23 protein-coding genes and 1 tRNA gene are annotated in these 23918 nt (G+C 70.9%); 10 read left to right on the top strand and 14 right to left on the bottom strand.

From position 1 onward, the window contains the following. Positions 1-137 precede the first annotated feature (137 nt). From gltX to QRN23_RS13010, 3 genes are all read left to right on the top strand, one after another. On the top strand, positions 138-1628 hold the full coding sequence (gltX, locus tag QRN23_RS13020; protein ID WP_285063754.1) for a glutamate--tRNA ligase: 1491 nt from the start codon (positions 138-140) through the stop codon (positions 1626-1628). Next, positions 1625-2560: an NAD(P)/FAD-dependent oxidoreductase gene (locus tag QRN23_RS13015; protein WP_055978131.1), complete on the top strand. Its 936-nt coding sequence runs from the start codon at positions 1625-1627 to the stop codon at positions 2558-2560. Before gltX ends, QRN23_RS13015 begins: the two co-directional genes overlap by 4 nt. Before the next feature lie 54 nt (positions 2561-2614). After that, positions 2615-2686 (top strand) — tRNA-Gln (locus QRN23_RS13010). Positions 2687-2942: 256 nt separating this feature from the next. Here QRN23_RS13010 and QRN23_RS13005 read toward each other — a convergent pair. From QRN23_RS13005 to QRN23_RS12985, 5 genes are all read right to left on the bottom strand, one after another. Beyond that, positions 2943-4049 carry an acyltransferase family protein gene (locus QRN23_RS13005; RefSeq protein ID WP_285063753.1) on the bottom strand — a complete coding sequence of 369 codons (1107 nt, stop codon included), beginning with the start codon at positions 4047-4049 and terminating at the stop codon, positions 2943-2945. 107 nt (positions 4050-4156) lie between these two features. Then, a complete protein-coding gene (gene purL, locus QRN23_RS13000; protein WP_285063760.1) occupies positions 4157-6472 on the bottom strand; it encodes a phosphoribosylformylglycinamidine synthase subunit PurL in 2316 nt (771 codons plus the stop codon). Between the two features lie 35 nt (positions 6473-6507). Then, positions 6508-7203, bottom strand: coding sequence for a phosphoribosylformylglycinamidine synthase subunit PurQ (gene purQ, locus QRN23_RS12995; RefSeq protein ID WP_277960107.1), 696 nt, complete (start codon positions 7201-7203; stop codon positions 6508-6510). Further along, positions 7203-7466 carry a phosphoribosylformylglycinamidine synthase subunit PurS gene (purS, locus tag QRN23_RS12990; RefSeq protein WP_043597439.1) on the bottom strand — a complete coding sequence of 88 codons (264 nt, stop codon included), beginning with the start codon at positions 7464-7466 and terminating at the stop codon, positions 7203-7205. Before purS ends, purQ begins: the two co-directional genes overlap by 1 nt. Positions 7467-7750: 284 nt before the next feature. Next, complete coding sequence (locus QRN23_RS12985) at positions 7751-9082, bottom strand: acyltransferase family protein (protein ID WP_277960106.1); 1332 nt, start codon at positions 9080-9082, stop codon at positions 7751-7753. Positions 9083-9212: 130 nt separating this feature from the next. Here QRN23_RS12985 and QRN23_RS12980 point away from each other — a divergent pair, with 130 nt between their 5' ends. Beyond that, on the top strand, positions 9213-9716 hold the full coding sequence (locus tag QRN23_RS12980; RefSeq protein WP_277960105.1) for a Fur family transcriptional regulator: 504 nt from the start codon (positions 9213-9215) through the stop codon (positions 9714-9716). 54 nt (positions 9717-9770) lie between these two features. Then, positions 9771-11273 (top strand): catalase, encoded by a 1503-nt coding sequence (locus tag QRN23_RS12975; protein WP_056049517.1) that lies wholly within the window; start codon positions 9771-9773, stop codon positions 11271-11273. A 101-nt stretch (positions 11274-11374) separates the two neighbouring features. On the opposite strand, the gene QRN23_RS12970 is transcribed toward QRN23_RS12975, so the two are convergent. From QRN23_RS12970 to purD, 4 genes are all read right to left on the bottom strand, one after another. After that, positions 11375-11944, bottom strand: a complete 570-nt coding sequence (locus QRN23_RS12970; RefSeq protein ID WP_123572046.1) for a GNAT family N-acetyltransferase — start codon at positions 11942-11944, stop codon at positions 11375-11377. An 86-nt stretch (positions 11945-12030) separates the two neighbouring features. Next, a complete protein-coding gene (locus QRN23_RS12965) occupies positions 12031-12945 on the bottom strand; it encodes a VOC family protein (RefSeq protein ID WP_233568549.1) in 915 nt (304 codons plus the stop codon). A gap of 161 nt (positions 12946-13106) precedes the next feature. Further along, the gene (locus QRN23_RS12960) at positions 13107-14054 is read right to left on the bottom strand and encodes a phosphoribosylaminoimidazolesuccinocarboxamide synthase (RefSeq protein WP_285063752.1); all 948 of its coding nucleotides are present in this window, start codon (positions 14052-14054) and stop codon (positions 13107-13109) included. Further along, positions 14051-15319: a phosphoribosylamine--glycine ligase gene (purD, locus tag QRN23_RS12955; RefSeq protein WP_285063750.1), complete on the bottom strand. Its 1269-nt coding sequence runs from the start codon at positions 15317-15319 to the stop codon at positions 14051-14053. The genes QRN23_RS12960 and purD overlap by 4 nt, the downstream gene beginning before the upstream one ends. Positions 15320-15454: 135 nt before the next feature. On the opposite strand from purD, the gene QRN23_RS12950 reads away from it, so the two are divergent. Together QRN23_RS12950 and QRN23_RS12945 are read left to right on the top strand one after the other, a co-directional pair. Next, the gene (locus tag QRN23_RS12950; RefSeq protein ID WP_123572021.1) at positions 15455-15835 is read left to right on the top strand and encodes a sterol carrier family protein; all 381 of its coding nucleotides are present in this window, start codon (positions 15455-15457) and stop codon (positions 15833-15835) included. Between the two features lie 106 nt (positions 15836-15941). After that, positions 15942-16355, top strand: a complete 414-nt coding sequence (locus QRN23_RS12945; RefSeq protein ID WP_285063748.1) for a hypothetical protein — start codon at positions 15942-15944, stop codon at positions 16353-16355. Between the two features lie 108 nt (positions 16356-16463). On the opposite strand, the gene QRN23_RS12940 is transcribed toward QRN23_RS12945, so the two are convergent. The 3 genes from QRN23_RS12940 to purF form a co-directional block, all read right to left on the bottom strand. Beyond that, positions 16464-18038, bottom strand: a complete 1575-nt coding sequence (locus QRN23_RS12940; protein ID WP_285063747.1) for a transporter — start codon at positions 18036-18038, stop codon at positions 16464-16466. Then, positions 18020-18820 (bottom strand): ABC transporter ATP-binding protein, encoded by an 801-nt coding sequence (locus QRN23_RS12935; protein ID WP_233568550.1) that lies wholly within the window; start codon positions 18818-18820, stop codon positions 18020-18022. Before QRN23_RS12935 ends, QRN23_RS12940 begins: the two co-directional genes overlap by 19 nt. An 89-nt stretch (positions 18821-18909) precedes the next feature. Then, complete coding sequence (purF, locus tag QRN23_RS12930) at positions 18910-20370, bottom strand: amidophosphoribosyltransferase (protein WP_056049492.1); 1461 nt, start codon at positions 20368-20370, stop codon at positions 18910-18912. 71 nt (positions 20371-20441) lie between these two features. Between purF and purM the strand changes: the two genes are divergently transcribed. Both purM and QRN23_RS12920 read left to right on the top strand, forming a co-directional pair. Next, positions 20442-21566, top strand: a complete 1125-nt coding sequence (purM, locus tag QRN23_RS12925; protein ID WP_159825804.1) for a phosphoribosylformylglycinamidine cyclo-ligase — start codon at positions 20442-20444, stop codon at positions 21564-21566. Positions 21567-21676: 110 nt separating this feature from the next. After that, the gene (locus tag QRN23_RS12920) at positions 21677-21898 is read left to right on the top strand and encodes a hypothetical protein (RefSeq protein WP_123572025.1); all 222 of its coding nucleotides are present in this window, start codon (positions 21677-21679) and stop codon (positions 21896-21898) included. A gap of 121 nt (positions 21899-22019) precedes the next feature. Here the strand turns inward: QRN23_RS12920 and QRN23_RS12915 are convergent, their stop codons facing one another. Next, positions 22020-22406 carry a VOC family protein gene (locus QRN23_RS12915; RefSeq protein ID WP_285063745.1) on the bottom strand — a complete coding sequence of 129 codons (387 nt, stop codon included), beginning with the start codon at positions 22404-22406 and terminating at the stop codon, positions 22020-22022. Positions 22407-22419: 13 nt separating this feature from the next. Next, positions 22420-22617 carry a DUF3073 domain-containing protein gene (locus QRN23_RS12910; protein ID WP_056227242.1) on the bottom strand — a complete coding sequence of 66 codons (198 nt, stop codon included), beginning with the start codon at positions 22615-22617 and terminating at the stop codon, positions 22420-22422. Between the two features lie 140 nt (positions 22618-22757). Between QRN23_RS12910 and QRN23_RS12905 the strand changes: the two genes are divergently transcribed. Next, positions 22758-23918, top strand: a complete 1161-nt coding sequence (locus QRN23_RS12905; RefSeq protein ID WP_285063744.1) for an NAD(P)-binding domain-containing protein — start codon at positions 22758-22760, stop codon at positions 23916-23918.

The following is a 23918-nucleotide window of genomic DNA, read 5'->3' as shown; positions in this document are numbered from 1 at the left end:
CTTGTGGGAGAGTAGGACACCGCCGGACTCCTTTTAGTGCGAACAGCACACGAAACACCAGAAAGGCCCCTTCCTCGGAAGGGGCCTTTCTGCGTTTAACGCTGATCCACCCACCAACCCCGGTAAGATCGTCAGCGATGTCAGCTCCCTTCTCCACCGCCACCGGCACCGACGTGCGCGTGCGGTTCTGCCCCTCGCCCACCGGAACGCCGCATGTCGGCCTCATCCGCACCGCCCTCTTCAACTGGGCCTACGCCCGACACACGGGTGGCAAGCTCGTTTTCCGCATCGAAGACACCGATGCGGCCCGAGACAGCGAAGAGAGCTACGAGCAGATCCTCGACGGCCTGCGCTGGCTCAAGATCGATTGGGACGAGGGCGTCGACGCGGGTGGGCCTCATGGCCCCTACCGTCAGTCTCAGCGCCACGACATTTATCGCGGGGTCATCGATCAGCTGCTCGAGCGGGGGCTTCTCTACGAGAGTTTCGCCACGGGTGAGGAGATCGAGGCTCGCAACATCGCCAACGGTCGAGACCCCAAGCAGGGTTACGACAACTTCGAGCGTGAGCTGAGCGACGAGCAACGTGCGGCGTTCCGAGCCGAGGGGCGTCAGCCGGCGCTCCGGTTGCGAGTGCCCGACCGCGACCTCAGCTTCGACGACCTCGTCCGTGGTGAGATCACGTTCCCGGCGGGATCGTTCAGCGACTTCGTCGTCGTCCGACCGAACGGAGTGCCTCTCTACACTTTCGTGAACCCGCTGGACGATGCTCTGATGGGCATCACCCACGTCCTGCGCGGTGAGGACCTCCTCTCGTCCACTCCCCGCCAGATCGCCCTCTACGAGGCGCTGGTCGAGCTCGGCATCACCACGTTCGTCCCTCGGTTCGGCCATCTGCCCTATGTCATGGGTGACGGCAACAAGAAGCTCTCGAAGCGCGATCCCGAGTCCAACCTGTTCCACCACCGAGACCGCGGCTTCATCCCCGAGGGCCTCGTCAACTACCTGGCGCTCCTGGGGTGGTCCTTGACTCACGATCGGGACGTGTTCTCGATCGACGAGATGGTCGCGGCGTTCGACGTCGTCGACGTGAACCCGAACCCCGCGCGGTTCGACGTGAAGAAGGCCGAGTCGATCAACGGCGACCACATCCGACTGCTGTCCGTTGGGGACTTCACCGAGCGACTGCTGCCCTACCTCGACGGGGTCGTCAGCGTTCCGCCGACGGAGGCCGAGCGTGCCGTGCTCGTGCAGGCGGCGCCCCTCGTCCAAGAACGCATGACCCTCCTGTCCGAGGCTCGTGGCATGCTCGGCTTCTTGTTCGTCGCCGACGACGACCTGGTCCACGAGGACGACGCGCTGGCCTCGCTGGGCGAGCGGTCCACCGAGGTGCTGCGCGCCTCCTTGGCTGCCCTCGAGGGCCTGGCCGACTGGACGCACGAGTCGATCCAGGCGGCCCTCAAGGAGGCGCTCGTCGACGGACTCGGCCTCAAGCCCCGCGTGGCCTACGGCCCGTTGCGGGTGGCGCTGTCCGGGCGTCGCGTGAGTCCGCCGTTGTTCGAGTCGATGGAGATCCTCGGCCGCGAGTCGACCCTTGCCCGACTCTCGGCTCTCGCCGACCGCTCATGACCGAACGCTACGACGTCGCTGTCATCGGGGGCGGCCCCGCAGGGTTGAGCGCCGCGCTCAACCTCGTCCGCGCCCGCCGACGCGTCGTGCTGATCGACAGCAACCGGCCGCGGAACTCCGCCACGCTGCTCTCGCACGGGTACCTCACCCGCGACGGCATCTCGCCGCTCGAGCTCCGCAAGCTCGGACGCGACGAGTTCCTGGGGTACGAGGGGGCCGAACACCGGCAGACCCTGGCGACGAACGTCGTCCCGGTCGACGGCGGGTTCGAGATTTCGTGCGCGTTCCGTGGGCAGGAGTCGTCCGCGCTGGCAGGGACCGTGCTGGTGACGACGGGGCTGAGCGAGACCCTGCCTGAGATCGCCCAACTCCGAGCGTTCTACGGCACGTACGTCCACAGCTGCATCGAGTGCGACGGGTACGACAAGCGTGACCAGCCGCTCGCCCTGATCGGTGAGCACCCCGACCTCGTCGACCGCGCCCTGTTGCTCTCGCAGTGGACCGACGACCTCATCGTCTTCACGCACGGTTCGGACGTGGTGACCTCGGCGGACGAGGCTGCGTTGGCCGCCCGGGGGATCACCGTGGATCGTCGTCGCGTCATGAGCATCGACGGCGATCGTGACGGCATGCGTGGCGTCGTGCTCGAGGACGGCACGGTCGTGCCTCGGGCCGGTGGCTTCGTCCGCCCGGAGTGGTCGGCTGCGCTGGACTACGTCTCGGCGACGGGGGCCGACCTGGACGGCGACGGACTGCTCGTCGTGGACGACCATGGTCGCACGTCGGTTCCCGGGCTGTACGCCGCCGGCGAGAGCACCGCGCCCGGCCCCCAGCAACTCATCGTTGCCGCCGGCGACGGCGCCCGTGTCGCTGCCGTGATCAACCGGGACCTCATCGGTGGCCTCGAACACCTGGCAGATGCTGTACAGTAGACGTCGGTCCAGATGATGGGCCGACAGTGATGTAGACCTGACGGTTGTCATCATTGGGGTATGGTGTAATTGGCAACACGACTGATTCTGGTTCAGTTGTTCTTGGTTCGAGTCCAGGTACCCCAGCAACTTTGTTCCCCCTGGCCTTTCGGCCCTGGGGAATTGCTGTTCGGGCCTGTCTGTCCGCCTCCGGCGACGTGTTCGGCTTCGCCGAACGCCATCGTGACGGCCCTGTGGCCCGGGGGAATTGCTGTTCGGGCCTGTCTGTCCGCCTCCGACGGCGTTCTCGGCTTCGCCGAACGCGATCGTCCCCGCGTCGCGCGTCGCGCGTCGCGCCTCGCGCCTCGGGCGGAGTGGTCGGTGTGCCGTCGGGCGTCAGCAGCTAGGCCGGTTGGGGCTCTTCTGACTCGGAGCCGAGTGGGCGCCGTGGGCCGCGTCCTCGTCGGGCGAGAACCCTGGCGATGGGGCGCTCGACGCGACGGTGGATGACGAACGACAAGGCCACCAGGAGTGGAACCGACACGGCGACCGACAGCCAGCCGTCGATCCAACCCAGGCGCGCGAAGAGCTCGGGCACGGCCGGGGCCACCAAGGGGTGGAACAGGTAGAGCGCGTACGACGCGGCACCGCCGGTGAGCACCCAGGTCGGCGTCACGCGGCGAAGGGGACCTTCGGCCAGCACCGTCGCCGCCACGACAGCCGTGACGCCCGCGAATCGGGCTGGTGCGTTGCGCCCGAAGCCCCCGTCTCCGACGGACGTGGCGAGCACGACCGCCAGGGCCACCAGGGAGACCGCGAGCACGGCCCACAACCAGCCACGGCGGGCGGGACGCGTCAGCTCGGCGATCACCATGCCGATGAGGAAGAACAGGACGATGGGGTCGAAATAGACCGCCCATGCCGGGCGTGCGGCGTCGAAGGCCCACCACAGCGCCGAGCAGGTGACGAGCACCGCTCCGACGGTGGGCAGGACTCTGAGTCTGAGGGCCAGGCACAGGGCCACGAGGGCGTAGAACGCACACTCGAAGACGAGGGTCCAGCCGACGCCGAGGACGGGTTCGATGTTGCCTTCGGCGTTGCGGGTCGGGATGAAGAAGTACGACCCGAGCGTGTTGGCCGGCTCGAGGGTGGCGTGCAGCACGGCCGAAGGGACGAGTACCAACGTCAGCACCTTGAGGGTCGTCGCGAGCCAGTAGAGCGGGACGATGCGATCGAGTCGGCGACGCGCGAAGATGGCCCAGGCTCGCGGCGTGCCCTCGAGGCGACGGACGGTGTGCATCATGACGAACCCACTGATCGCGAAGAAGACGTCCACCCCGACCGATCCGTAGCTCCACGGGCGGAACGAGGGGTCGAGTCGTTCGTGGGCGTAGAACACGGTGTGGGTGACGACCACCAGGAGGGCTGCCACGAACCGGAGGCCCTGGATGCCCGAGAAGTGTTCGCGATCGCGGAGGGGTGCCTCAGGGGACAGGATCGGGGTCGGCATATGAAACATATTACATGCAGACGATGCGCAGCCTTGGGGTTCTGCCTCCCACGACCTCGAAGGCCCTCACCTGCGGTGAGGGCCTTCGAGTCGTCGCAGGATGGTGACTAGTCGCCGATGGTGGCTCCGAAGCGGGCCGGCAGAGTGCCACGGTGGGTGCTGCCCAGCTCGTCGATGGACACCGTGAAGACGTCCTGTACCTCGAGCGACCCCGACTCGCCGTCGGTCACGCCGATGCGGGCCACCGGGTAGCCACGACCCTCGCAGAGGCCGCGGAAGCGGACGTCGTCCTCGCGGGGCACCGAGACGATCACGCGACCGGTCGACTCGCTGAAGAGGGCGGTCGCGACGTCGATGCCGTCCCGCTCGATGATCTCGCCCAGCCAGACGCGAGCACCGACTCCGAAGCGCAGCACGGCCTCGGCCAGCGCCTGTGCCAGGCCGCCGTCGCTCAGGTCGTGGGCCGCCGCGATCAACGACTGGTCGCCACCTGCGTGCAGGAGCTGCGCGAGCTGCGCCTCGGCCGCGAGGTCGACCGCCGGCGGTCGACCGCCGAGGTGGTCGTGGACCACGCCGGCCCAGGCCGATCCGTCGAGCTCGAGCGCCGTGGTGCCGAGCAGGTAGATGTTGTCGCCTTCGTCCTGCCAGCCGGACGGGATGCGCTTGGCGACGTCGTCGATCACGCCGAGGACGCCCACCACGGGAGTGGGGTGGATCGGACGCGTGCCGGTCTGGTTGTAGAACGACACGTTGCCGCCGGTGACCGGGATCTCGAGCTCGAGGCACCCGTCGGCCAGCCCCTCGACGGCCTGCGAGAACTGCCACATGACCTCGGGGTCCTCCGGGCTGCCGAAGTTCAGGCAGTCGGTCACGGCGGCGGGCACGGCACCGGTCACGGCGACGTTGCGGTACGCCTCGGCCAGGGCGAGGCGTGCGCCCTGCTTGGGGTCGAGCTGGCAGTAGCGCCCGTTGGCGTCGGTCGCGATCGCGAAGCCGAGACCGGTCTCTTCGTCGACGCGGATCATGCCTCCGTCGTCGGGGAAGCTGAGCGCGGTGTTGCCCAGCACGTAGGTGTCGTACTGGTTCGTGACCCAGCTCTTGTCCGCCAGGTTGGGCGAGCCGAGCAGTTCGAGGAACTGCTCGCGAAGAACGGCGTTGCCCGTGGGGCGGGGCAGCGACGAGGCGCTGTCGGCCTGCAGGGCGTCGATCCACGTGGGGTAGGCGACGGGACGCTCGTACACCGGGCCGTCGACGGCGACCGTGCGGGGCTCGACGTTGACGATCTCTTCGCCGTGCCAGTTGATGACGAGACGGCCGGTGTCGGTGACCTCGCCGAGCACGCTCGTCTCGACGTCCCACTTTGCCACGACCGCGAGGAACGCGTCGAGCTTCTCGGGACGCACGACGGCCATCATGCGTTCTTGGCTCTCGCTCATCAGGATCTCTTCGGCGGTGAGCGACGGGTCGCGCAGCAGGACGTTGTCGAGTTCGATGAACATTCCGCCGTCGCCGTTCGAGGCGAGCTCGGACGTGGCGCAGCTGATGCCGGCTGCCCCGAGGTCTTGGATGCCCTCGACCAGTTCGTCGCGGAACAGCTCGAGGCAGCACTCGATGAGCACCTTCTCGGCGAACGGGTCGCCGACCTGGACGGCAGGACGCTTGGTGGGCCCGCCGGACGAGAACGTGTCGGAGGCGAGGATGGAGGCGCCGCCGATGCCGTCACCGCCGGTGCGCGCACCGAACAGGACCACCTTGTTGCCGACGCCCCGGGCGTTGGCCAGGTGGAGGTCTTCGTGGCGCAGGACGCCCACGGCCAGTGCGTTGACCAGGGGGTTGCCCTGGTAGACGGCGTCGAAGTAGGTCTCGCCGCCGATGTTGGGCAGGCCGAGGCAGTTGGCGTAGAAGCTGATGCCACCGACGACGCCGTCGACCACGCGGGCCGTGTCCGCCGCGTCGATGTCGCCGAAGCGCAGCTGGTCCATGACCGCGACGGGGCGGGCACCCATCGAGATGATGTCGCGGACGATGCCGCCCACGCCGGTGGCCGCCCCCTGGAACGGCTCGATGTAGCTCGGGTGGTTGTGCGACTCGACCTTGAAGGTGACGGCCCAGCCGCCCCCCACGTCGACCACTCCGGCGTTCTCGCCCATGCCGACCATGAGGTTCTTCTTCATGGCGGGCGAGACCTTCTGGCCGAACTGCCGGAGGTAGATCTTGCTCGACTTGTAGGAGCAGTGCTCGCTCCACATGACCGAGTACATGGCGAGCTCACCGCTCGTGGGGCGACGCCCCAGGATCTCGCGGATCTTCGCGTACTCGTCGGCCTTCAGGCCGAGGGCGCCGTAGGGCTGCTCGCGATCGGGCGTCGCCGCGGCGTTCGCCACGGTGTCGGGCACGTGACCCTCGGGGCGGACGTCGATCATCTCGGCGTCGTGCGGGGCGCGGTCGGTCTGGTCGGTCACTTGGCGAGGGCCCTCTCGAGAACGGACGTGAAGAAGGTCAGGCCGTCGACGCCGCTCGACATCGCGGCGGGGGTGTCGGGGCCGAAGCCCTCTTCGACGGCGTGCTCGGGGTGCGGCATGAGGCCGACGACGTTGCCGCGCGCATTGGTGACGCCGGCGATGTCGTCCATCGACCCGTTCGGGTTCACGCCGATGTAGCGGAAGGCGACCTGCCCCTCGCCCTCGATGCGCTTGATGGTCTCGGCGTCGGCGATGAAGCGCCCGTCCGCGTTCTTGAGGGGGATGGTGATCTCTTGCCCCTCGGTGAAGCCGTTCGTCCAGTCGGTGCGGGCGTTCTCGACGACGAGACGCTGGTCGCGGCGGATGAACTGCTGGTGCGCGTTGCGGGTGTGCGCCCCCGGGATCAGGCGGGCCTCGGCGAGCATCTGGAAGCCGTTGCAGATGCCGAGGACGGGCATGCCCGCATTCGCGGCGTCGACCACGTCGGCCATGATCGGCGAGAAGGAGGCGATCGCGCCGGCACGCAGGTAGTCGCCGTAGCTGAAGCCGCCGGGCAGGATGATCGCCTCGACGCCCTTCAGGTCGTGGTCGCCGTGCCAGAGGGCGACGGGCTCGCCGCCCGCGAGTCGGACCGCGCGCTGCGCGTCACGGTCGTCGAGGGAGCCTGGGAAGGTGACGACGCCGACGCGCATCAGAGGGCGGCGGGAGCGTCGGCGACGGTGATCGAGACGACGTCCTCGATGACCGAGTTCGAGAACATGTCGTCGGCGAGCTCGCGGACGTCCGCGAGGACGGCGTCGGTCACCTCGCCCTCGACCGTGACCTCGAAGCGCTTGCCGATGCGGACGTCGGTGAACGCCCCTTTGCCGAGACGGGAGAGGGCACCGGCGACAGCCTTGCCCTGGGGGTCGAGCAGTTCAGCCTTGGGCATGACCTCGACGACGATTGTGGGCACTGGTTTACTCCTGCAGAGGCGTCAACGGGTGGACGCGACGAGTCTACGGCAGCCGCGCGCGCCTCCTGGTGGTGCCGTCGTCGTGGAGGCATCGGCCGTCGCGGCGATGGTCAGCGGAATGCGGGCCACCTGTCAGCCGGATCATTGGTTCGCGCCGCAGAGTGTTCTCAGCGGACAGAGCGCGGGCCTCGTGATCGGGCCTTCTGTTCCGCGTCCGGTCCCGGGGTTCCTGATCCGCTCCGAGACCGCCGGACGCCCGGCCGAGCCCCCCGTCGGCCGGGCGTCTACCCCGTGTGGGCTGCGTCCGCGGGTCTGTCGGCGGCCCTCAGGGCGGACTCCGGGTCGACGTCGGGGCGCGACCGGCCGAGCAGCCAGACGGCCAGGGGCAGGCAGATCGCGCCCGCGATCGCGTTGCGCAGGTCGAGGCCCTCGTGCATCACGTCGAACGGCGGCCCGATGGCGAGCACCGCCGCCACCCCGATCGACCACCAGGAGGCGCGGCGCCGCCCCTCGGCGAACGCTCGCGGCGGCAGCTCGAACCGGGCGGTCGCCAGCGAGACCAGGCAGGTCAGCCCGATGACGAGGGCCCAGATCGGGAGGCGCGTCCACCACCAGGTGGCGGTCGAGGGTTGGGGGAGCGGCCCGCCCACGGCCAAGAGGACCCCGAGCACGGCGATCAACAGCGGGAGGTGCCAGAGGTAGATGGTCATGCCGCGGCTGCCGACGGCGAACACGACGGCGCGGGCCGCCGACGTGGACATGAGACGCGCCAGGGCGGGGTGCACGAGCGACAGGACGCAGATCTGCGCCACCCCGAGCACCATGAGCGGCACCGTCGGCGGGTTGAGGTTGCTCAGCATGTCGTCCGACCACGGCCCGGCCGTCGTCAGCGGGACCAGCGAGGCGTACGCCACGACGGCGACGACGAGCAGCACGGCCCGAGGGGTCCGACGGAACAGCCCGTCGGCGTAGGCGAAGCCGAGCTGCTGCACGAAGAGCCACACGAAGGCGAGGTTGAGGAGGCCGACGGCCGTGACGCCGGTGCCGTACCGCACCGCGTCGACCAGGACCGCGGCGACCACCAGGACGAACAGCGTCGCCCACGGGCGGGTCGTGTGCAGCCGGGCCATCACCGGCACGAGCAGCTGCGTGATGCCGTAGGCGGCGAGGAACCAGAACGGGGAGCCCACACCGGTCGCCACGACGTCGAGCAGTTCGGGATCGGCACCGAGCAGGGTCGCGACGGCGAGGGCGATCGCGAGGACGACGAAGACCGCGCTCGCGGGCCGGGCGAGGCGCAGGAGGCGACCGCGGACGAAGTCGCCGGCGTCGGCGCCGCGGCGCCGTGCCCCGGCCCAGGCCGTGGCGCTGGCGAACCCGCCCACCACGAAGAAGAGCGGCATGATCTGCCCGGCCCACGTCGAGAGCGGGAACCAGGACTGCTCTTGCAGGGGACGGTTCGCCACGACGGCGCCCGTCGCGTCGACGGCGACACCGACCATCATCACGTGGATCGCGACGACCAGCAGGACGCAGAAGACGCGGGCGAGATCCACCACGAGGTCGCGGCCCGGGGGGACGACGACGGACGGCGGTGTCGGGGCGGCGGTGCTCATGTCGACGACGGTAGCGACCCGTGGCCGCTCGGGTGTGGTTGTCCACAGGTGCGGCGCGCCGAACCAGGGAACGTCCTCCGAGGTGGCCCGGATTGTTTTGATCTGATCAAAAGAGTGGTTCACTTGATGCATGACCCATCCGACCGACGACCCCCGCGAGGCACTGCGCTCCGCCGGGTTGCGCGTGACCGAGCCCCGGCTCGCCGTGTTGCGCGCCCTCGAGCCGTCGCCCCACGCGGCCGCCGAGCAGGTCTTCGCCCGGGTCGCCCTCGACCTGCCCGGCACGTCGGTGCAGGCGGTCTACGGCGTCCTCAACGCGCTGACCGGTGCCGGGCTGGTGCGTCGCATCGAACCCGCGGGCTCGGCAGCGCTCTACGAGCTGAGGACGGGTGACAACCACCACCACGTGGTCTGCGGGGTGTGCGGCTCGGTCGCCGACGTGGACTGCGTCGTCGGCCACGCCCCCTGCCTCACCCCCTCGCACGACTCGGGGTACCTCGTGCAGACCGCCGAGGTGACCTTCTGGGGCCTGTGCCCGGCCTGCCGGGCGGCCGAGTCCGAGGGTGGGGAGGGCGACGAGCCGACCCGCGCCTCCTCGTCCGACCGCGTGGACGCGGCCGTCCCGGCGGCCTGACCGGCCCGCCCCCCTGATCTCACACGACGACGAACCACGAACGAAAGAGGACACATGACCGACGCCAAGAAGATCACCACCACCGACAACGGCGCCCCCGCCGCCAGTGACGAGTTCTCGCAGTCGGTCGGCGCCGACGGCCCGATCGTCCTGCACGACCACAAGCTGGTCGAGAAGCTCGCCAACTTCAACCGCGAGAAGGTGCCCGAGCGCATCGTCCACGCCAAGGGCGGCGGCGCCTTCGGCACGTTCGTCACGACGGCCGACGTCTCGCGCTACACCCGCGCCGCGCTCTTCCAGCCCGGTGTCGAGACCGAGATGCTCGCCCGCTTCTCGACCGTCGCCGGAGAACAGGGCAGCCCCGACACGTGGCGCGACCCCCGTGGCTTCGCGCTGAAGTTCTACACGAGCGAGGGCAACTACGACCTCGTGGGCAACAACACGCCCGTCTTCTTCATCCGCGACGGCATCAAGTTCCCCGACTTCATCCACTCGCAGAAGCGCCTGCCCGGCTCGCACCTGCGCGACCACGACATGCAGTGGGACTTCTGGACGCTCTCGCCCGAGTCGGCGCACCAGGTCACCTGGCTGATGGGCGACCGCGGCCTCCCCGCCTCGTGGCGCAACATGGACGGCTTCGGTTCGCACACCTACCAGTGGATCAACGCCGAGGGCGAGCGCTTCTGGGTCAAGTACCACTTCAAGACGAACCAGGGCAACAAGATCCTCACGCAGGACGACGCCGACCGCATCGCGGGAGAGGACGCCGACTTCCACATCCGCGACCTCTCCGAGGCCATCGACCGCGGCGACTTCCCCACCTGGACGCTGTCGGTGCAGGTCATGCCCTACGACGAGGCGGCCACGTACCGCTTCAACCCGTTCGACCTGACGAAGGTGTGGCCGCACGCGGACTACCCGCTCATCGAGGTCGGCACCATGACGCTGAACCGCAACCCCGAGAACTACTTCGCGCAGATCGAGCAGGCCGCGTTCGCCCCGTCGAACTTCGTCCCCGGCATCGCGACCAGCCCCGACAAGATGCTGCTCGCCCGCATCTTCAGCTACGCGGACGCCCACCGCTACCGCATCGGCGTCAACCACCAGCAGCTGCCGGTGAACACGCCCAAGACCGAGGTGCACTCGTACTCGAAGGACGGTGCCGCGCGGTACCACTTCAGCGAGGCGACGGCGCCGGTCTACGCACCGAACTCGGTCGGCGGTCCCGCGGCGGACCCGCAGGCCGCCGGTGACACCGGTGGCTGGGAGAGCGACGGCGAGCTCGTCCGCTCGTCCGTGACGTTGCACCCCGAGGACGACGACTTCGGCCAGGCCGGCACGCTCGTCCGCGAGGTGCTCGACGACGAGGAGCGCGACCGCCTGGTGCAGAACATCGTGGGCCACGTCTCGAAGGTCACCCAGCCCGCCCTGCGCGAGCGGGTCTACGAGTACTGGACCAACGTCGACCCCACCCTGGGCCTGCGCGTCCGCAAGGGCGTCGAGCCCGAGGCTCCCGGTTCGAACGAGGACCCGGCCGAGGTCGGCGTCCCGGCGTAGCCGCGAGCCGCGACAGACCGCAGGAGGCGCGGTGACCGTTCGTCGGTCACCGCGCCTCCTCGGCGTCTCCGGGTTCCGCGCGGTCTCGGGTGCCGCGCGGGTCAGACCATCTGGCCGTTCCAGTGCAGCTCGCCCTGCGGCCAGTCGGCGAGGGTGCGCGTGCCCTCGCGGAGCAGCCAGCCGTGGTCCTGGGTGACCAGCACGCCGGCGCCGTCGGCGCTGAACGCCGTGTAGTGCGCCGTGAGACCGTCGAGCGGCAGCCACCCGCCGCGTCGGTAGAAGCCCTGGACGTCGTCCCCGGTCTCGAGCACGCCGAAGCCGCTGTCGAGCGACGTCAGCGCCGCGTCCACCCGGCGCAACAGCTCGCCCCCGAGGCCGGTGCCCTGGACGGCCGGTGAGACCGCGACCATGCCCACCGCGGTGACGAGCAGGTCGGCGTCGCCGACGGTGACGAACTGACGTCGCAGACCGGCGTGCGCGACCACGACGTCGCCCTGACGCGCGACGACCCGCAGCTCGGGTTGCATGCCCGCCCAGCTGCGAGCCCCGGCGTACCAGTGGTCGTAGCTCGGGAAGGCCCGGGCGAGCATCGCCGCGACGGCCTCGTGGTCGTCGAGCGTGAGGTCGCCCTCGGGGGTCGTGGAGAAGGTGGGGGAGTCGGCTGCAGGCATGCTCACCACCGTAGCCATCGGCGTCGCCGAGGGAGCCGCGCCAGCGGCTCTGCGACGCCAGCGCCGAGGGAGCCTGCGACCGAGGGCTAGGCCGACTGCGGTCGGACGGTCACCTGGAGCTGGTTCGACCAGGGATCGTCGAACCCGAGCACACGCCCGTCGTCGCGGGTGGTGACGCCGTGGTGCCCGAGGCGCTCGCCGAGGGCGCCCAGGTCGTCGGCCGTCGGCACCTCGATGCGCACCAGGCCGAGGCCCAGCGCCAGCTGACGGCGCCCGGCGCCGGCGCTGTTCCAGGTGTTCATCGCCATGTGGTGGTGGTAGCCGCCCGCGCTGACGAACAGTGCCTGCGGCCCGAAGCGCGTCGTCGTCTCGAAGCCGAGCTGCTCGACGTAGAACCGGTGGGCCGACTCGACGTCGCCCACGCTCAGGTGGACGTGGCCGACCGTGGCGGGACGGGATGCCGAGCCGGCCAGCGCCTCCTCGGTGACGTTCTGCTGCACGAACGCGTTCGGGTCGAGGGCGAGGGTGGCCATGTCGACCTGGCCGTGGGTCCAGGACCACTCGCTGCGGCTGCGGTCCCAGTAGAGCTCGATGCCGTTGCCCTCGGGATCGGTGAAGTAGAACGCCTTGCTGACGAGGTGGTCCGCACTGCCGGTGAACGTGCCGGGGTGACGGGTCGCGACGCTGTAGACGGCGGCGGCGAGGTCGGCCTCGGTCTCGAACAGGATCGCCGTGTGGAAGAGGCCGGCGTCACGCGGCCCGGCGTGTTTCAGCTCGGGAGCGTGCTCGAGGATGACGATCGGGGTCGCCCCTCGACCGAGCACCACGCGGCCCACGTCCGGCTCGGCGGTCAGCACCGTGAGGGTGACCGCGTCGCGGTAGTACGCGGTCATCGCGTCGAGGTCGGCGACCCGCAGGGTGACGGCTCCCATGCCGGTGTCGGCGGCGAGCAGGTCGGACGAGGAGGCGCGCGTCGCGTCGGTCGCGGAGGTGTCGGTCATGGGGGCCCTCGGTCTGGTCGGGTGGTCACCGGGTCGGTGACGTGTCATCGACAGGAACCGGCCGCTCGGGCCGGGCATTCCCGACCGACGGCGCACCGCGTTCCGTGCACGGCACCGGATCTCGATGCGGTGCCGTGCACGAAACGCGGTGTGGGGCCGGGTCAGCGGGCGGTCAGGCGCTCGATCAGTTCGCGGTAGCGGGCGGAGGTGCGGGCGACGATGTCGTCGGGCAGGGCGGGGGCCTCGCCCGTGCCGTCCCAGTGCGCGGAGAGCCAGTCGCGGACGATCTGCTTGTCGAAGCTCTGGGTGCGGTCGCCCGAGGCGTCGACCTCGGCGTCCCAGAAGCGACTGCTGTCGCTCGTGAGGACCTCGTCGCCCAGGGTGATCTCGCCCGTGGCCCGGTCGGCGCCGAACTCGAACTTCGTGTCGGCGAGGACGACCCCCCGGGCCTCGGCCACGTCCGACGCCAGACGGTAGATCTCGAGCGACCGGTCGCGCAGGGCCGCCGCGGTCTCGGCCCCCACGAGTTCGACGGTGCGCTCGAACGAGATGTTCTCGTCGTGCTCGCCGAGCGGAGCCTTGTACGCCGGGGTGTAGATCGGTTCGGGCAACCGGTCGCCGTTCGACAGTCCCTCGGGCAGCGGGATGCCGCAGACGGTGCCGTGCTCGCGGTACTCGGCCCAGCCACTGCCGACCAGGTATCCGCGGACGACGCACTCGACGGGGAACATGTCGAGCGGCTTCACGAGCATGGCGCGGTCCCGGACCTGCGCGGGCAGCGAGACGGGGGCGGTGGTCGGGTCGACGAGGTGGTTGGGCACGGTGGTGAGCTGGGCGAACCACCAGAGGCTGAGCTGCGTGAGCAGGGCGCCCTTGCCCGGGATGCCGGGCTCGAGCACGTGGTCGAAGGCGCTGACCCGATCGCTCGCGACGACGAGCACGTACTCGGTGTCGGCGAGGGTGGCGGCGTCGCCGACCGAGCCGGCGACCGGTGCCGGGACGTAGAGGTCGCGGACCTTGCCCGAGTACACCGGCGTCCACCCGTCGAGGTGGCGAGGGGCGGCGTCGAGGTCGGAGGCGGAGGGCGTCGTGCCGTCGGGGGCGGTCATCGGGCGACCCGCTCGGCGATGTCGTGGCGGTACTGGCCGCCCTCGAGCTCGATGCGGGAGAGGGCCTCGTAGACGCGACCCCGGGCCTCGGTGAAGTCGGCCCCCTCGGCGACGACGCTGAGCACGCGCCCTCCGGTGGCGATGAGCTGGTCGTCGAGGCGAGCCGTCGCGGCGTGCGCGACGTGGACCCCGGCGACGGCGGTCGCGTCGTCGAGACCCCGCAGCGGGCGACCGCTCACGGCGCCTTCGGGGTAGCCCTCGCTCGCGAGGACCACGGTCACCGCGACGTCGGGCGAGAACCGCGGCGACTCGTGGTTGCCCAGCGATCCGGTCGCCGCGGCGAGCAGCAGCCCGCTGAGCGGCGTGACCAGACGGGGCAGGACGACCTGCGTCTCGGGGTCGCCGAACCGGGCGTTGAACTCGATGACGCGCACGCCCCGCTCGGTCAGGATGAGCCCGGCGTAGAGGAGGCCGATGAACGGCGTGCCCTCGGACTCGAGCTGCCGCACCGTCGGGGTGGCGATGGCGTCGAGGACCTCGTCGACGAAGTCCTTCTCGCTGCCGAAGCGGTCGGCGAGCCAGGGCAGTGGCGAGTAGGCACCCATGCCGCCCGTGTTGGGACCGGCGTCGCCGTCGAGCAGGCGCTTGTAGTCCTGCGCGGGGCTGAGCGGCACGACCGTGTGGCCGTCGCTGAGGAAGAACAGGGAGACCTCGGGACCCTCGAGGAACTCCTCGACGAGGACGGGCCCGTGCTGCAGCCAGTAGGTGGTGTGCTCGACCGCCGCGTCGCGATCGTCGGTGACGAGGACGCCCTTGCCGGCCGCCAGCCCGTCGGCCTTGACGACGTACGGGGAGCCGAAGTCGTCGAGCACGCCGAGGGCCTCGTCGAGGGTGCCCACGCGCGTGGCCCGCCCGGTCGGTACGCCGGCTTCGTCCATGATGCGTTTCGCGAAGGTCTTGCTGCCCTCGAGCGCCGCGGCCTTCTTGCCCGGCCCGAAGACGGGGATGCCCCGGGTGCGGAGGGCGTCGGCGACACCGGCGACGAGCGGTGCCTCGGGACCGACGACGACCAGCTCGACGTCGTTCTCGAGGGCGTACTCGGTGACGACGGCGCCGTTCGACGGGTCGAGGTGCACGATGCCGACCTGGTCGGCGATGCCCGCGTTGCCGGGGGCCGCGGTGATCTCGTGGCCCGCGTCTTCGCGCAGCAGGGCGGTGATGATGGCGTGCTCGCGAGCACCGGAACCGAGGACGAGGATTCGCACGCGCCACAGCCTACCGAGGGCGTGCGGCGATGCCGAGTCCGTCGCCCGGGCCGGGGAGGGCTGGCGCGGGCGGGCCGGGCCGGGGCGGGCGGGCCGGAGCGGGGCGCGACGAGGAGGCGCGGGTAGCGTGGGCGCATGGCCAGGGCACGGATCGAGGACGCGGCGGGATCGGCCGCGGTGGGCGAGGTGCGGGCGGCGCTCGCCGCCGACGAGACCGCGCCACGGCCGGTGACCGCCATGGCCGTCCGTTGGTTGCTGCAGGTGCTCGCCGACGGCGAACCCGGCGCGACGGTCGAGGTGCGCGTCCCACCGTTCGGCGCGGTGCAGTTCCGCGAAGGACTCAGTCATACGCGAGGCACGCCGCCGAACGTCGTCGAGACCGACGCCGCCACCTTCGTGCGACTCGCCACCGGCGATCTCAGCTGGCAGGAGGCGCGGGCCGGGGCCCTCGTGTCGGCCTCCGGCAGCAGGGCGGACCTGACCGGCTACGTGCCGATCGCCTGGCAGCGGGGCTGACCCGCGCCTCCTCGGCGGTGCCTCCGCCGTGGTCGCCCTGCCAGGGCCCTGCTCGACGTCGAGAGGGGCGGCGGCGGTGGTCGGCCTCCTCTGGGATGATGGGCGGGTGACGAACGCACCCGACGACCAGCAGCGACCCGAGCCCGTCGTCGAGCCCTCCGCCGATCGCGCAGTCGAGTCGATCGTCGAACGTGACGAGGTCACCGTGCGCCGGGCTCCCAAGGTGCCCGTGTTCTTGATCATGGGTGCGGCGCTCGGCGTGGTCGTGTCGCTGATAGTCACCTCGCTCTTCCCGTTCGACTCGGGCGAGGGCGTCGCGCAGACCTACGGGTACATCTCGCTCTGGGGGCTCACCATCGGCGGGGCCGTCGGTTGCGTCGTGGCCATCGTCGCCGAGCAGGTGACCAGCCGTGGGGCGAAGCGGGTCCAGGTCGAACGCGAACGGCTCGAGATGCCGATCGACGACGAGGTCGACACGGCGCCCCGCCAGGTCACCGACGGCGAACACGACCGCGACTGACCTCGCCGAGCCGAGCCGAGGCAGGCCTCGCCGAGCCGATCCGAGCCAGGCCTCACCGAGCCGCGCCAGGCCTCGCCTACCTGCCGCGTGCCCGGCTGACGGCCCGGGTCAGGCCCCGCGAGCCCGCCGCAACCTGGTGAGCAGCTCGGGGCCGCGGGCGTCGAGGAGGCGGCCGCCGCGTCGGATGCCGATGATCGTCAGCACGAGACCCAGGACGACGCCGACGACGAGCGTCGCGAGCCCGAGGATCACCGAGCCCTGGACCAGCGCCACGACTCCGAGCACGAGCTCGGGCAGCGACAGCACGAAGACGATCGCCCACGAGGCGTAGAGCCCGAGGGTCGAGGTGACGTTGGCCCCGGGCGGTGACTTGAAGGGGCTCTCGCCCGCCGCCGGGACGGGCATCAGGTACAGCGCCGAGGCCACGCTCGACACGCCGAACCCGGTGAGCAGCAGCCCCAGGCCGATGCCGAGCAGGGCCGGGGCCACGTCGAATCGGCCCACCACGGCCAGGGGGACGAGCGTGGCGAGCACGACGGAGGGCACCGCGAACAGCGAGAGGGTGAGGACGCGACCTGCGCGGTCGGCCGCACCCGCCAAGCCGGTCGACAGGTGTGCTGCGAAGGCCGTGCCGTCGTACGAGACGTCGGCGGCCAGCGTGATGGCGAGGAGCGCGGCCACGGCCGGACCGATGGCGTACAGCGGCCAGGTCGTCTCGAGGGAGAACGACAGGAAGATCGCCAGGACCGGCATCAGCGGGACGACGATCAGCGACCCGCCGTACCGCGGGTCGCGCAGCCAGTAGACGGCCGTCCGGGCGGCGACCGCACCGGTCGGCGTCGCGTGGAACCGGGCGAAGGGCCCGAGGCCCTTGGACGCCGCGGTGGCCGTGACGGCCGGGGGAGCCACGAGCGCCGTCGCCAGTCCACGTCGCCAGAGCAGGAGGAGCACCCCCAGGGTGACCAGGGCGATGAGGGCCTTGAGGGCTGCCTCGCCCGGTCGGCCGAGGGCGACGTCGCCGGGGATCGACCAGGCGGCGCCGAGCGGGCTCCACGACAGGGCGTGGGCGACACGGGGCAGGTCGTCGCCGACGGAACTGAGCCCCTGGCCGACCAGGCCGATCAGCGGCCCGGCCAGGATGAGGGGCACGAAGATCGCGACGCTCATCAACTCGCGGTAGCGACGTTTGGCACCCAGCGCGCTGGTGGCGGTCTCGACCGCGCGGGACGCCGCGACGCAGACGAAGACGCCGAGCACCCCGCAGAACGGCGCGAGGACGGCCGCGAGAGGGTGGTGCAGCCAACTGAAGGTCGTCGCGAGGGCGGCGACGAGCGTGACGATGCCCGGGATGCCCAGCAACCCGGTGACGAACAGGGCGACGAGGAGCCTGTCGGCGGGCAGGGGGAACGGGCGCAGCTTCGAGACGCTGAGGGTCTGGTCGTAGCCCCGGGCGACGAAGGGCACGACGATCCAGCCGACGACGGCGAGGGACCCGCCGAGCACGCCGGCCGTCCAGGCCCAGCGCTCGGGCGCGAACGAGAGGGCGACGAGGCCGACCACGACGGCGGCGAGCACGCCGAGGCCGTAGAGCCCGCCGATGACGGCCGCGACGATCTGCCAGGTGCTGCGCTTGAAGCCGTTCAGCAGCACCCGCCAGCGCAGGCTCAGGAGGTGCGCAACCACGACGGCCCCTCGTTGTGCTGACGGCCGCCGACGAGTTCGACGAAGCGGTCTTCGAGGGTGGAGCCGGCGCGCACGTCGTCGGTCGTGCCGGCCGCGAGCACGCGCCCGGCCGCGATGACGGCGACGTGGTCGCACATGCGCTGGACGAGGTCCATCGAGTGGCTCGACACGATGACCGTGCCGCCGTTCTGCGTGTATCCGTGCAGGATGTCGCGGATGTTGGCGGCCGAGATCGGGTCGACCGACTCGAACGGCTCGTCGAGGACGAGGAGGCGCGGGGCATGGACGAGCGCGCAGGCGAGCGCCACCTTCTTGGTCATGCCCGCGGAGTAGTCGACGACGAGCGTGCCGCCGGCCGAGCGCAGGTCGAGCAGGTCGAGCAGGTCGCCGACCCGCTGGGCCGTCGTCTCGCGGCTCATGCCGTTGAGCAGGCCGTGGTACGTGACGAGCTGCTCGCCGGTGAGGCGGTCGAACAGCGAGATGCCGTCGCTCAGCACGCCCACGAGCGACTTGGCGTGCGTCGGGTCGGACCAGACGTCGACGCCCAGCACGGCGATGCTGCCCGAGTCGGGACGCAGCAGACCGGTCGCCATCGAGAGCGTGGTCGTCTTGCCGGCGCCGTTCGGGCCGACGAGGCCGAAGAACGAGCCCGTCGGCACGGTCAGGTCGATTCCGTCGACGGCGACCTTGTCGCCGAACGCCTTGCGCAGACCGGTGATCTGCAGGGCGGACGCCGGGGGCGTCGCGGTCGGTTCGGGGCGGGGCATGCCGACGTCGCTCATGGCCCCCAGCCTAGGGACGCCTGCCGACACCGCACCTCCCCCGGCGGGTGGAAGCAGGGGCGAGGTGCGGGTGGCGACGGCGGCGCGACTCAGCTGAGCTGGTTGGCCTCGACCCAGGCGAGGTACTCGGGGCTGACGGTGCCGGTGACGTACTCGCCCGTGAAGCAGCTCATCTCGAGCTCGGTGACGTCGCTGCCCTCGGTGATGGCCGCCTGCATGTCGGCGACCTCTTGGTAGATGAGGTGGTCGGCACCCAGTTCGCGGGCGATCTCGGGGATCTTGCGGTCGTGGGCGACCAGCTCGTGCCGCGACGGCATGTTGATGCCGTAGACGTGGGGGAACCGGACCGGGGGAGCGGCCGAGGTGAACGTCACCTTGTTCGCTCCGGCGGCGCGGGCCATCTCGACGATCTCGCGCGAGGTCGTCCCGCGGACGATCGAGTCGTCGACGATCAGGATGTTCTTGCCCTTGAACTCGCTCGACATCGCGTTGAGCTTCTGGCGCACCGACCGCTTGCGCTCGGCCTGCCCCGGCATGATGAAGGTGCGGCCCACGTAACGGTTCTTGTAGAAGCCCTCGCGGTACTCGATGCCGAGCTTCTGGGCGACCTGCATGGCCGCGGGGCGTGACGAGTCGGGGATCGGCATGACCACGTCGATGTCGCCGATCGGCGAGTGCGCGGCGATCGTGTCGGCCAACCGGTTGCCGAGGCGCAGGCGGGCGTCGTAGACCGAGATGCCGTTCATGATCGAGTCGGGGCGGGCCAGGTAGACGTACTCGAACGAGCAGGGGATGAGGCGCGGACTGGCGTGGCACTGCTTCGACACCATCTGGCCGTCGAGCGAGATGAAGACGGCCTCGCCGGGGGCGACGTCGCGGACGATCTCGTAGCCGCCGGACTCGAGGACGAGCGACTCGGAGGCGGTGATCCACTCTTCGCGGACGCCGTCGGCGGCGAGACGGCGGCCCAGGACCAGCGGGCGGATGCCGAAGGGGTCGCGGAAGGCCAGCAGGCCGTGGCCCGCGATCATGGCGATCGCCGCGTAGGAGCCCTGCACCCGGTCGTGCACGCGGGAGACCGCGGCGAAGATCTGCTCGGGGTCGAGCTCGCTGCCGTTGACCTGCTCTTGCAGCTCGTGCGCCAGCACGTTGACCAGGAGCTCGGTGTCGCTGTTTGTGTTGAGGTGGCGACGGTCGACGTGGAAGAGCTCGCTGGTGAGCTCGCGGGTGTTCGTCAGGTTGCCGTTGTGGATCAGCACGATGCCGTAGGGCGCGTTCACGTAGAACGGCTGCGCCTCTTGCTCGTTGCTGGCCGCGCCCTTGGTGGCGTACCGCACGTGACCGAGGCCCATGTTGCCGAGCAGGGCGCGCATGTCGCGGGTCCGGAAGCCCTCGCGCACCTGCCCCTTGGTCTTGTGCACGTGGAAGATGCCGCCCTCGGCGGTCGCGATGCCGGTGCTGTCCTGCCCTCGGTGCTGCAACAGGAGGAGCGAGTCGTAGACGAGTTGATTTGCTGGCTCGTGCGCGACGAGACCGACGATGCCGCACATGCGGATCTGGCTCCAGACCGTAGAGTTGGGGTTACCGCGACAGTCTAGAGCGACACCGAACGGATGAACGAATGGCGACCTCCTCTGCCCACTCGACCAGCGCCTCCTACGCCGCAGCGGGGGTCGACACGGCCGCCGGCGACCGGGCGGTCGAGCTGATGAAGGCGGCCGTCGGCGCCACGCACGGCCCCGGTGTCGTCGGTGGCGTGGGCGGGTTCGCCGGGCTGTTCGACGTGTCGTTCCTCAAGGACTTCGACAAGCCGTTGCTCGCGACGTCGACCGACGGCGTCGGCACGAAGGTCGCCATCGCCCAGGCGCTCGACAAGCACGACACGATCGGGCAGGACCTCGTGGGCATGGTCGTCGACGACATCGTCGTCGTCGGCGCCCGGCCGCTGATCATGACCGACTACATCGCCTGCGGCCGCGTGGTGCCGACCCGCATCGCCTCGATCGTCGAGGGCATCGCCCGCGCCTGCAGCGCGACGGGTACCGCCCTCGTCGGCGGCGAGACGGCGGAGCACCCCGGCCTGCTCGGGCCCGACGACTACGACGTGGCCGGCGCCGCGGTGGGTGCGGTCGAGTCGGGGCGCCAGCTCGGCCCGCACCTCGTCGGCGACGGCGACGTCGTGCTCGCCCTCGCCTCGTCGGGCGTCCACTCGAACGGCTTCTCGCTCGTGCGCCACATCCTGGCCTCACGCGACCTCGGCTACGACGACACCCTGCCCGAGTTCTCGGGCACCGTCGGCGAGGCACTGCTCGAACCGACGCGCCTGTACACCTCGCCCCTGCTGCGCGTGCTCGACGACCCTGCGCTCGACGGCGCGATCCATTCGCTCAGCCACGTCACCGGGGGCGGAATCGCCGCCAACCTCGCCCGCGTGCTCCCCCTCGGGTCGTGGACCGAGGTCGACCGTTCGACCTGGTCGCCGCTGCCCGTCTTCCGGGTGCTGAGCGACCTGGCCGGCTCGACCCTCGAGTCGAGCGAGGGCACCTGGAACCTCGGCATCGGCATGATCGCCGTCGTGGCCGCCGGACAGGCCGACTCGGTCACCGCGGCCCTCGAGGCCGACGGCATCGCGACGTGGCCCGTCGGCACCGTCTCGACCCGGGCGCGTGACCTGTCCGGCTTCGAACAGGGCGCCAAGGGAGTCGACGGAGGCGCGGTGCGGCTCGTCGGGTCCTACGCGGGCTGATCACCGGCGACGTCGCGTGGCGTTCGTCCGGCGGCGGACGTACGATGAAGCCACGCCCCTGCCGGGCGTCCTGACGACGACGTCAGACCGGACGACGAAGGAGTCGACCCATGAGCACCACCCGCATCCCCCTCTCCACCGTCTCGCGCGCGGCGGTCGCCGCTCCGCGCAGCGCCCGGATCAGCCGCGTCCCCGCCCAGCCCGCGCCGCTGCGTTCGTCCGCGTCACCCGTCACCGGCGGGCGCAAGGTCGCTGCTCTCACGGCCGGCGGCATGATCCTGCTGTTGGTCGTGGGGCTGCTGCCCGCGGTCGCGACGCTCGTCGGCGGCTGAGCCGCGCCTCCTGACCGTGGCCCCGGCGCCCGGTCGGCCCGTCACCCGGTGAGCTGGTGACACACGACGACGGCCCCTCGAGATCGAGGGGCCGTCGTCGTGTGGCGTGCGTGGTGCGGACTCAGAGGACGCAGAACTCGTTGCCCTCGGGGTCGGCGAGGACGACCCACGACACGTCCGTGTCGTCTTGGCCGACCTGTGCGCGGACGGCCCCGAGCGACTCGAGCCGCGCGACCTCGTCGGCCTGCGTCGCCTCGCGGCTCTGGCCGTCGACCGGCGTCGGACGGAAGTCGAGGTGCAGACGGTTCTTGACCGTCTTGGCCTCGGGGACGCTCACGAAGAGGAGCCCCGGCAGCGTGTCGGCCGTCGGACGGATCTCGGGCTCGTCGTCGTCGACCGAGACGAACACCCACCCGAGGGCGTCGGCCCACCAACGGGCGAGCCCGGACGGGTCGCTCGCATCGACGACGACCTGCTCCCAGGCGAGGGACGAGGACGGAGAGGTCATCAGCCGGCCGGCCTCAGGCGCTCTTGTTCTGGTCGTGCTCGGTGTCGTATTCGTCGTCGAAGTCGTCGGCCCATTTGTCGACGTATTCGTCGCCGGAGTCGTTCTTCGTCGCCAACTCTTTTTCGAGTGCACCGTAGTTGGTGTCAGGGCTGAAGTACTTCAGCTCTCTGGCGACCTTGGTGTGCTTGGCTTTTTGACGGCCGCGCCCCATGCGTGACCCCCTCTGAACTCGGCCCGGAAACGGTGTCGGACGACCCGGGAACTGCCGACAGGATGCTGGTGAAAAACTGGACCGATCTTATCATGTACCCCTAGCCCCGGCTGCCGCCTCGGACGGGCATGATGGTCCGGATGACTGCAGGGGGCGAAGGCGAGCGGACGAGGGTCCTCGTGATCGGTGCGGGCCAGGCCGGGTTGTCGGTCTCGTGGTACCTGCGCCGGCTCGGACTCGAGGTGGGTCGCGATCTCGTCGTCCTCGACCGGGGCCCCGGAACCGGAGGCGCGTGGCAGCACCGCTGGGAGAGCCTGCGGCTGGGTGCCGCGCACCGGGTGCACGACCTGCCGGGCATGGCCGAGCTGGGGCTGGGGTTCGCCGACGCCGACCGGTCGGCCCCGGCGCGTGACGTCGTCGCCGACCGGTACGCCCGGTACGAGGACGCGCTCGGGCTCGACGTGCGGCGCCCGGTCGAGGTGACCGGGGTGACCGGGCTGGGCGACGGGTTCTCGGTGCGGTGGGCGGGGCGCGCCTCCTCGGGGGTCGCTCCGGCTGTCGGGACCGGGCCGGAGTCCGGCTCTTTGCGGGCCGAGGTCGTCGTGAACGCGACCGGCACCTGGGGTGCCCCGTTCGTGCCGTGGTACCCCGGGCGCGACACCTTCCGCGGGCGCCAGCTGCACACCTCGGACTACCGGGCGGCCTCCGAGCTCGAGGGGCTCGACGTCGTCGTCGTCGGCGGCGGCACGAGCGCGATCGGATTCGTGTTGGAGCTCGACGGCGTCGCGGCCTCGACGACGTGGGTGACCCGCCGGTCGGTCGACTGGCTCGACCAGGGCGAGCTCGACGTCGAGTCGGCCGTCGCGGCGGTCGCCGCGCAGGACCGCGCGGCACGGGCGGGGCAGGCGCTGCCGAGCATCGTCAGCGGGACGGGCGTGCCCCGCACCCGGCGCTTCGTGTCGGGCATCGAGCGCGGCGTGCTGGTCGAGCGGCCGATGTTCGCGACCGTCGAACCCGACGGGGTGCGATGGGCCGACGGCACCTCCGCCCACGCGGACGCGATCGTCTGGGCGACCGGGTTCCGGCCCGAGCTGCGTCACCTGGCGCCGCTCGGACTGCGCTCGGCCGACGGGGGCGTGAGCGTCGAGGGCGGCGCCTCCACCCTCGACCCGCGGCTGTTCTTCGCGGGCTACGGGCCGCAGGCCTCGACGATCGGGGCGAACCGGGCCGGCCGGGCGATCGCCCGTCAGGTGGTCGCGCGGTTGTCGGAGAGCGACGCCGAGCGCCGACGGCAGGGGTGA

The sequence above is a fragment of the Frigoribacterium sp. ME-P-080 genome (assembly GCF_030209595.1).
Classification (GTDB): Bacteria; Actinomycetota; Actinomycetes; order Actinomycetales; family Microbacteriaceae; genus Frigoribacterium.
The sequence above is the reverse complement of the archived record's forward strand: the minus strand, read 5'-3'. Positions and strand labels throughout refer to the sequence as shown.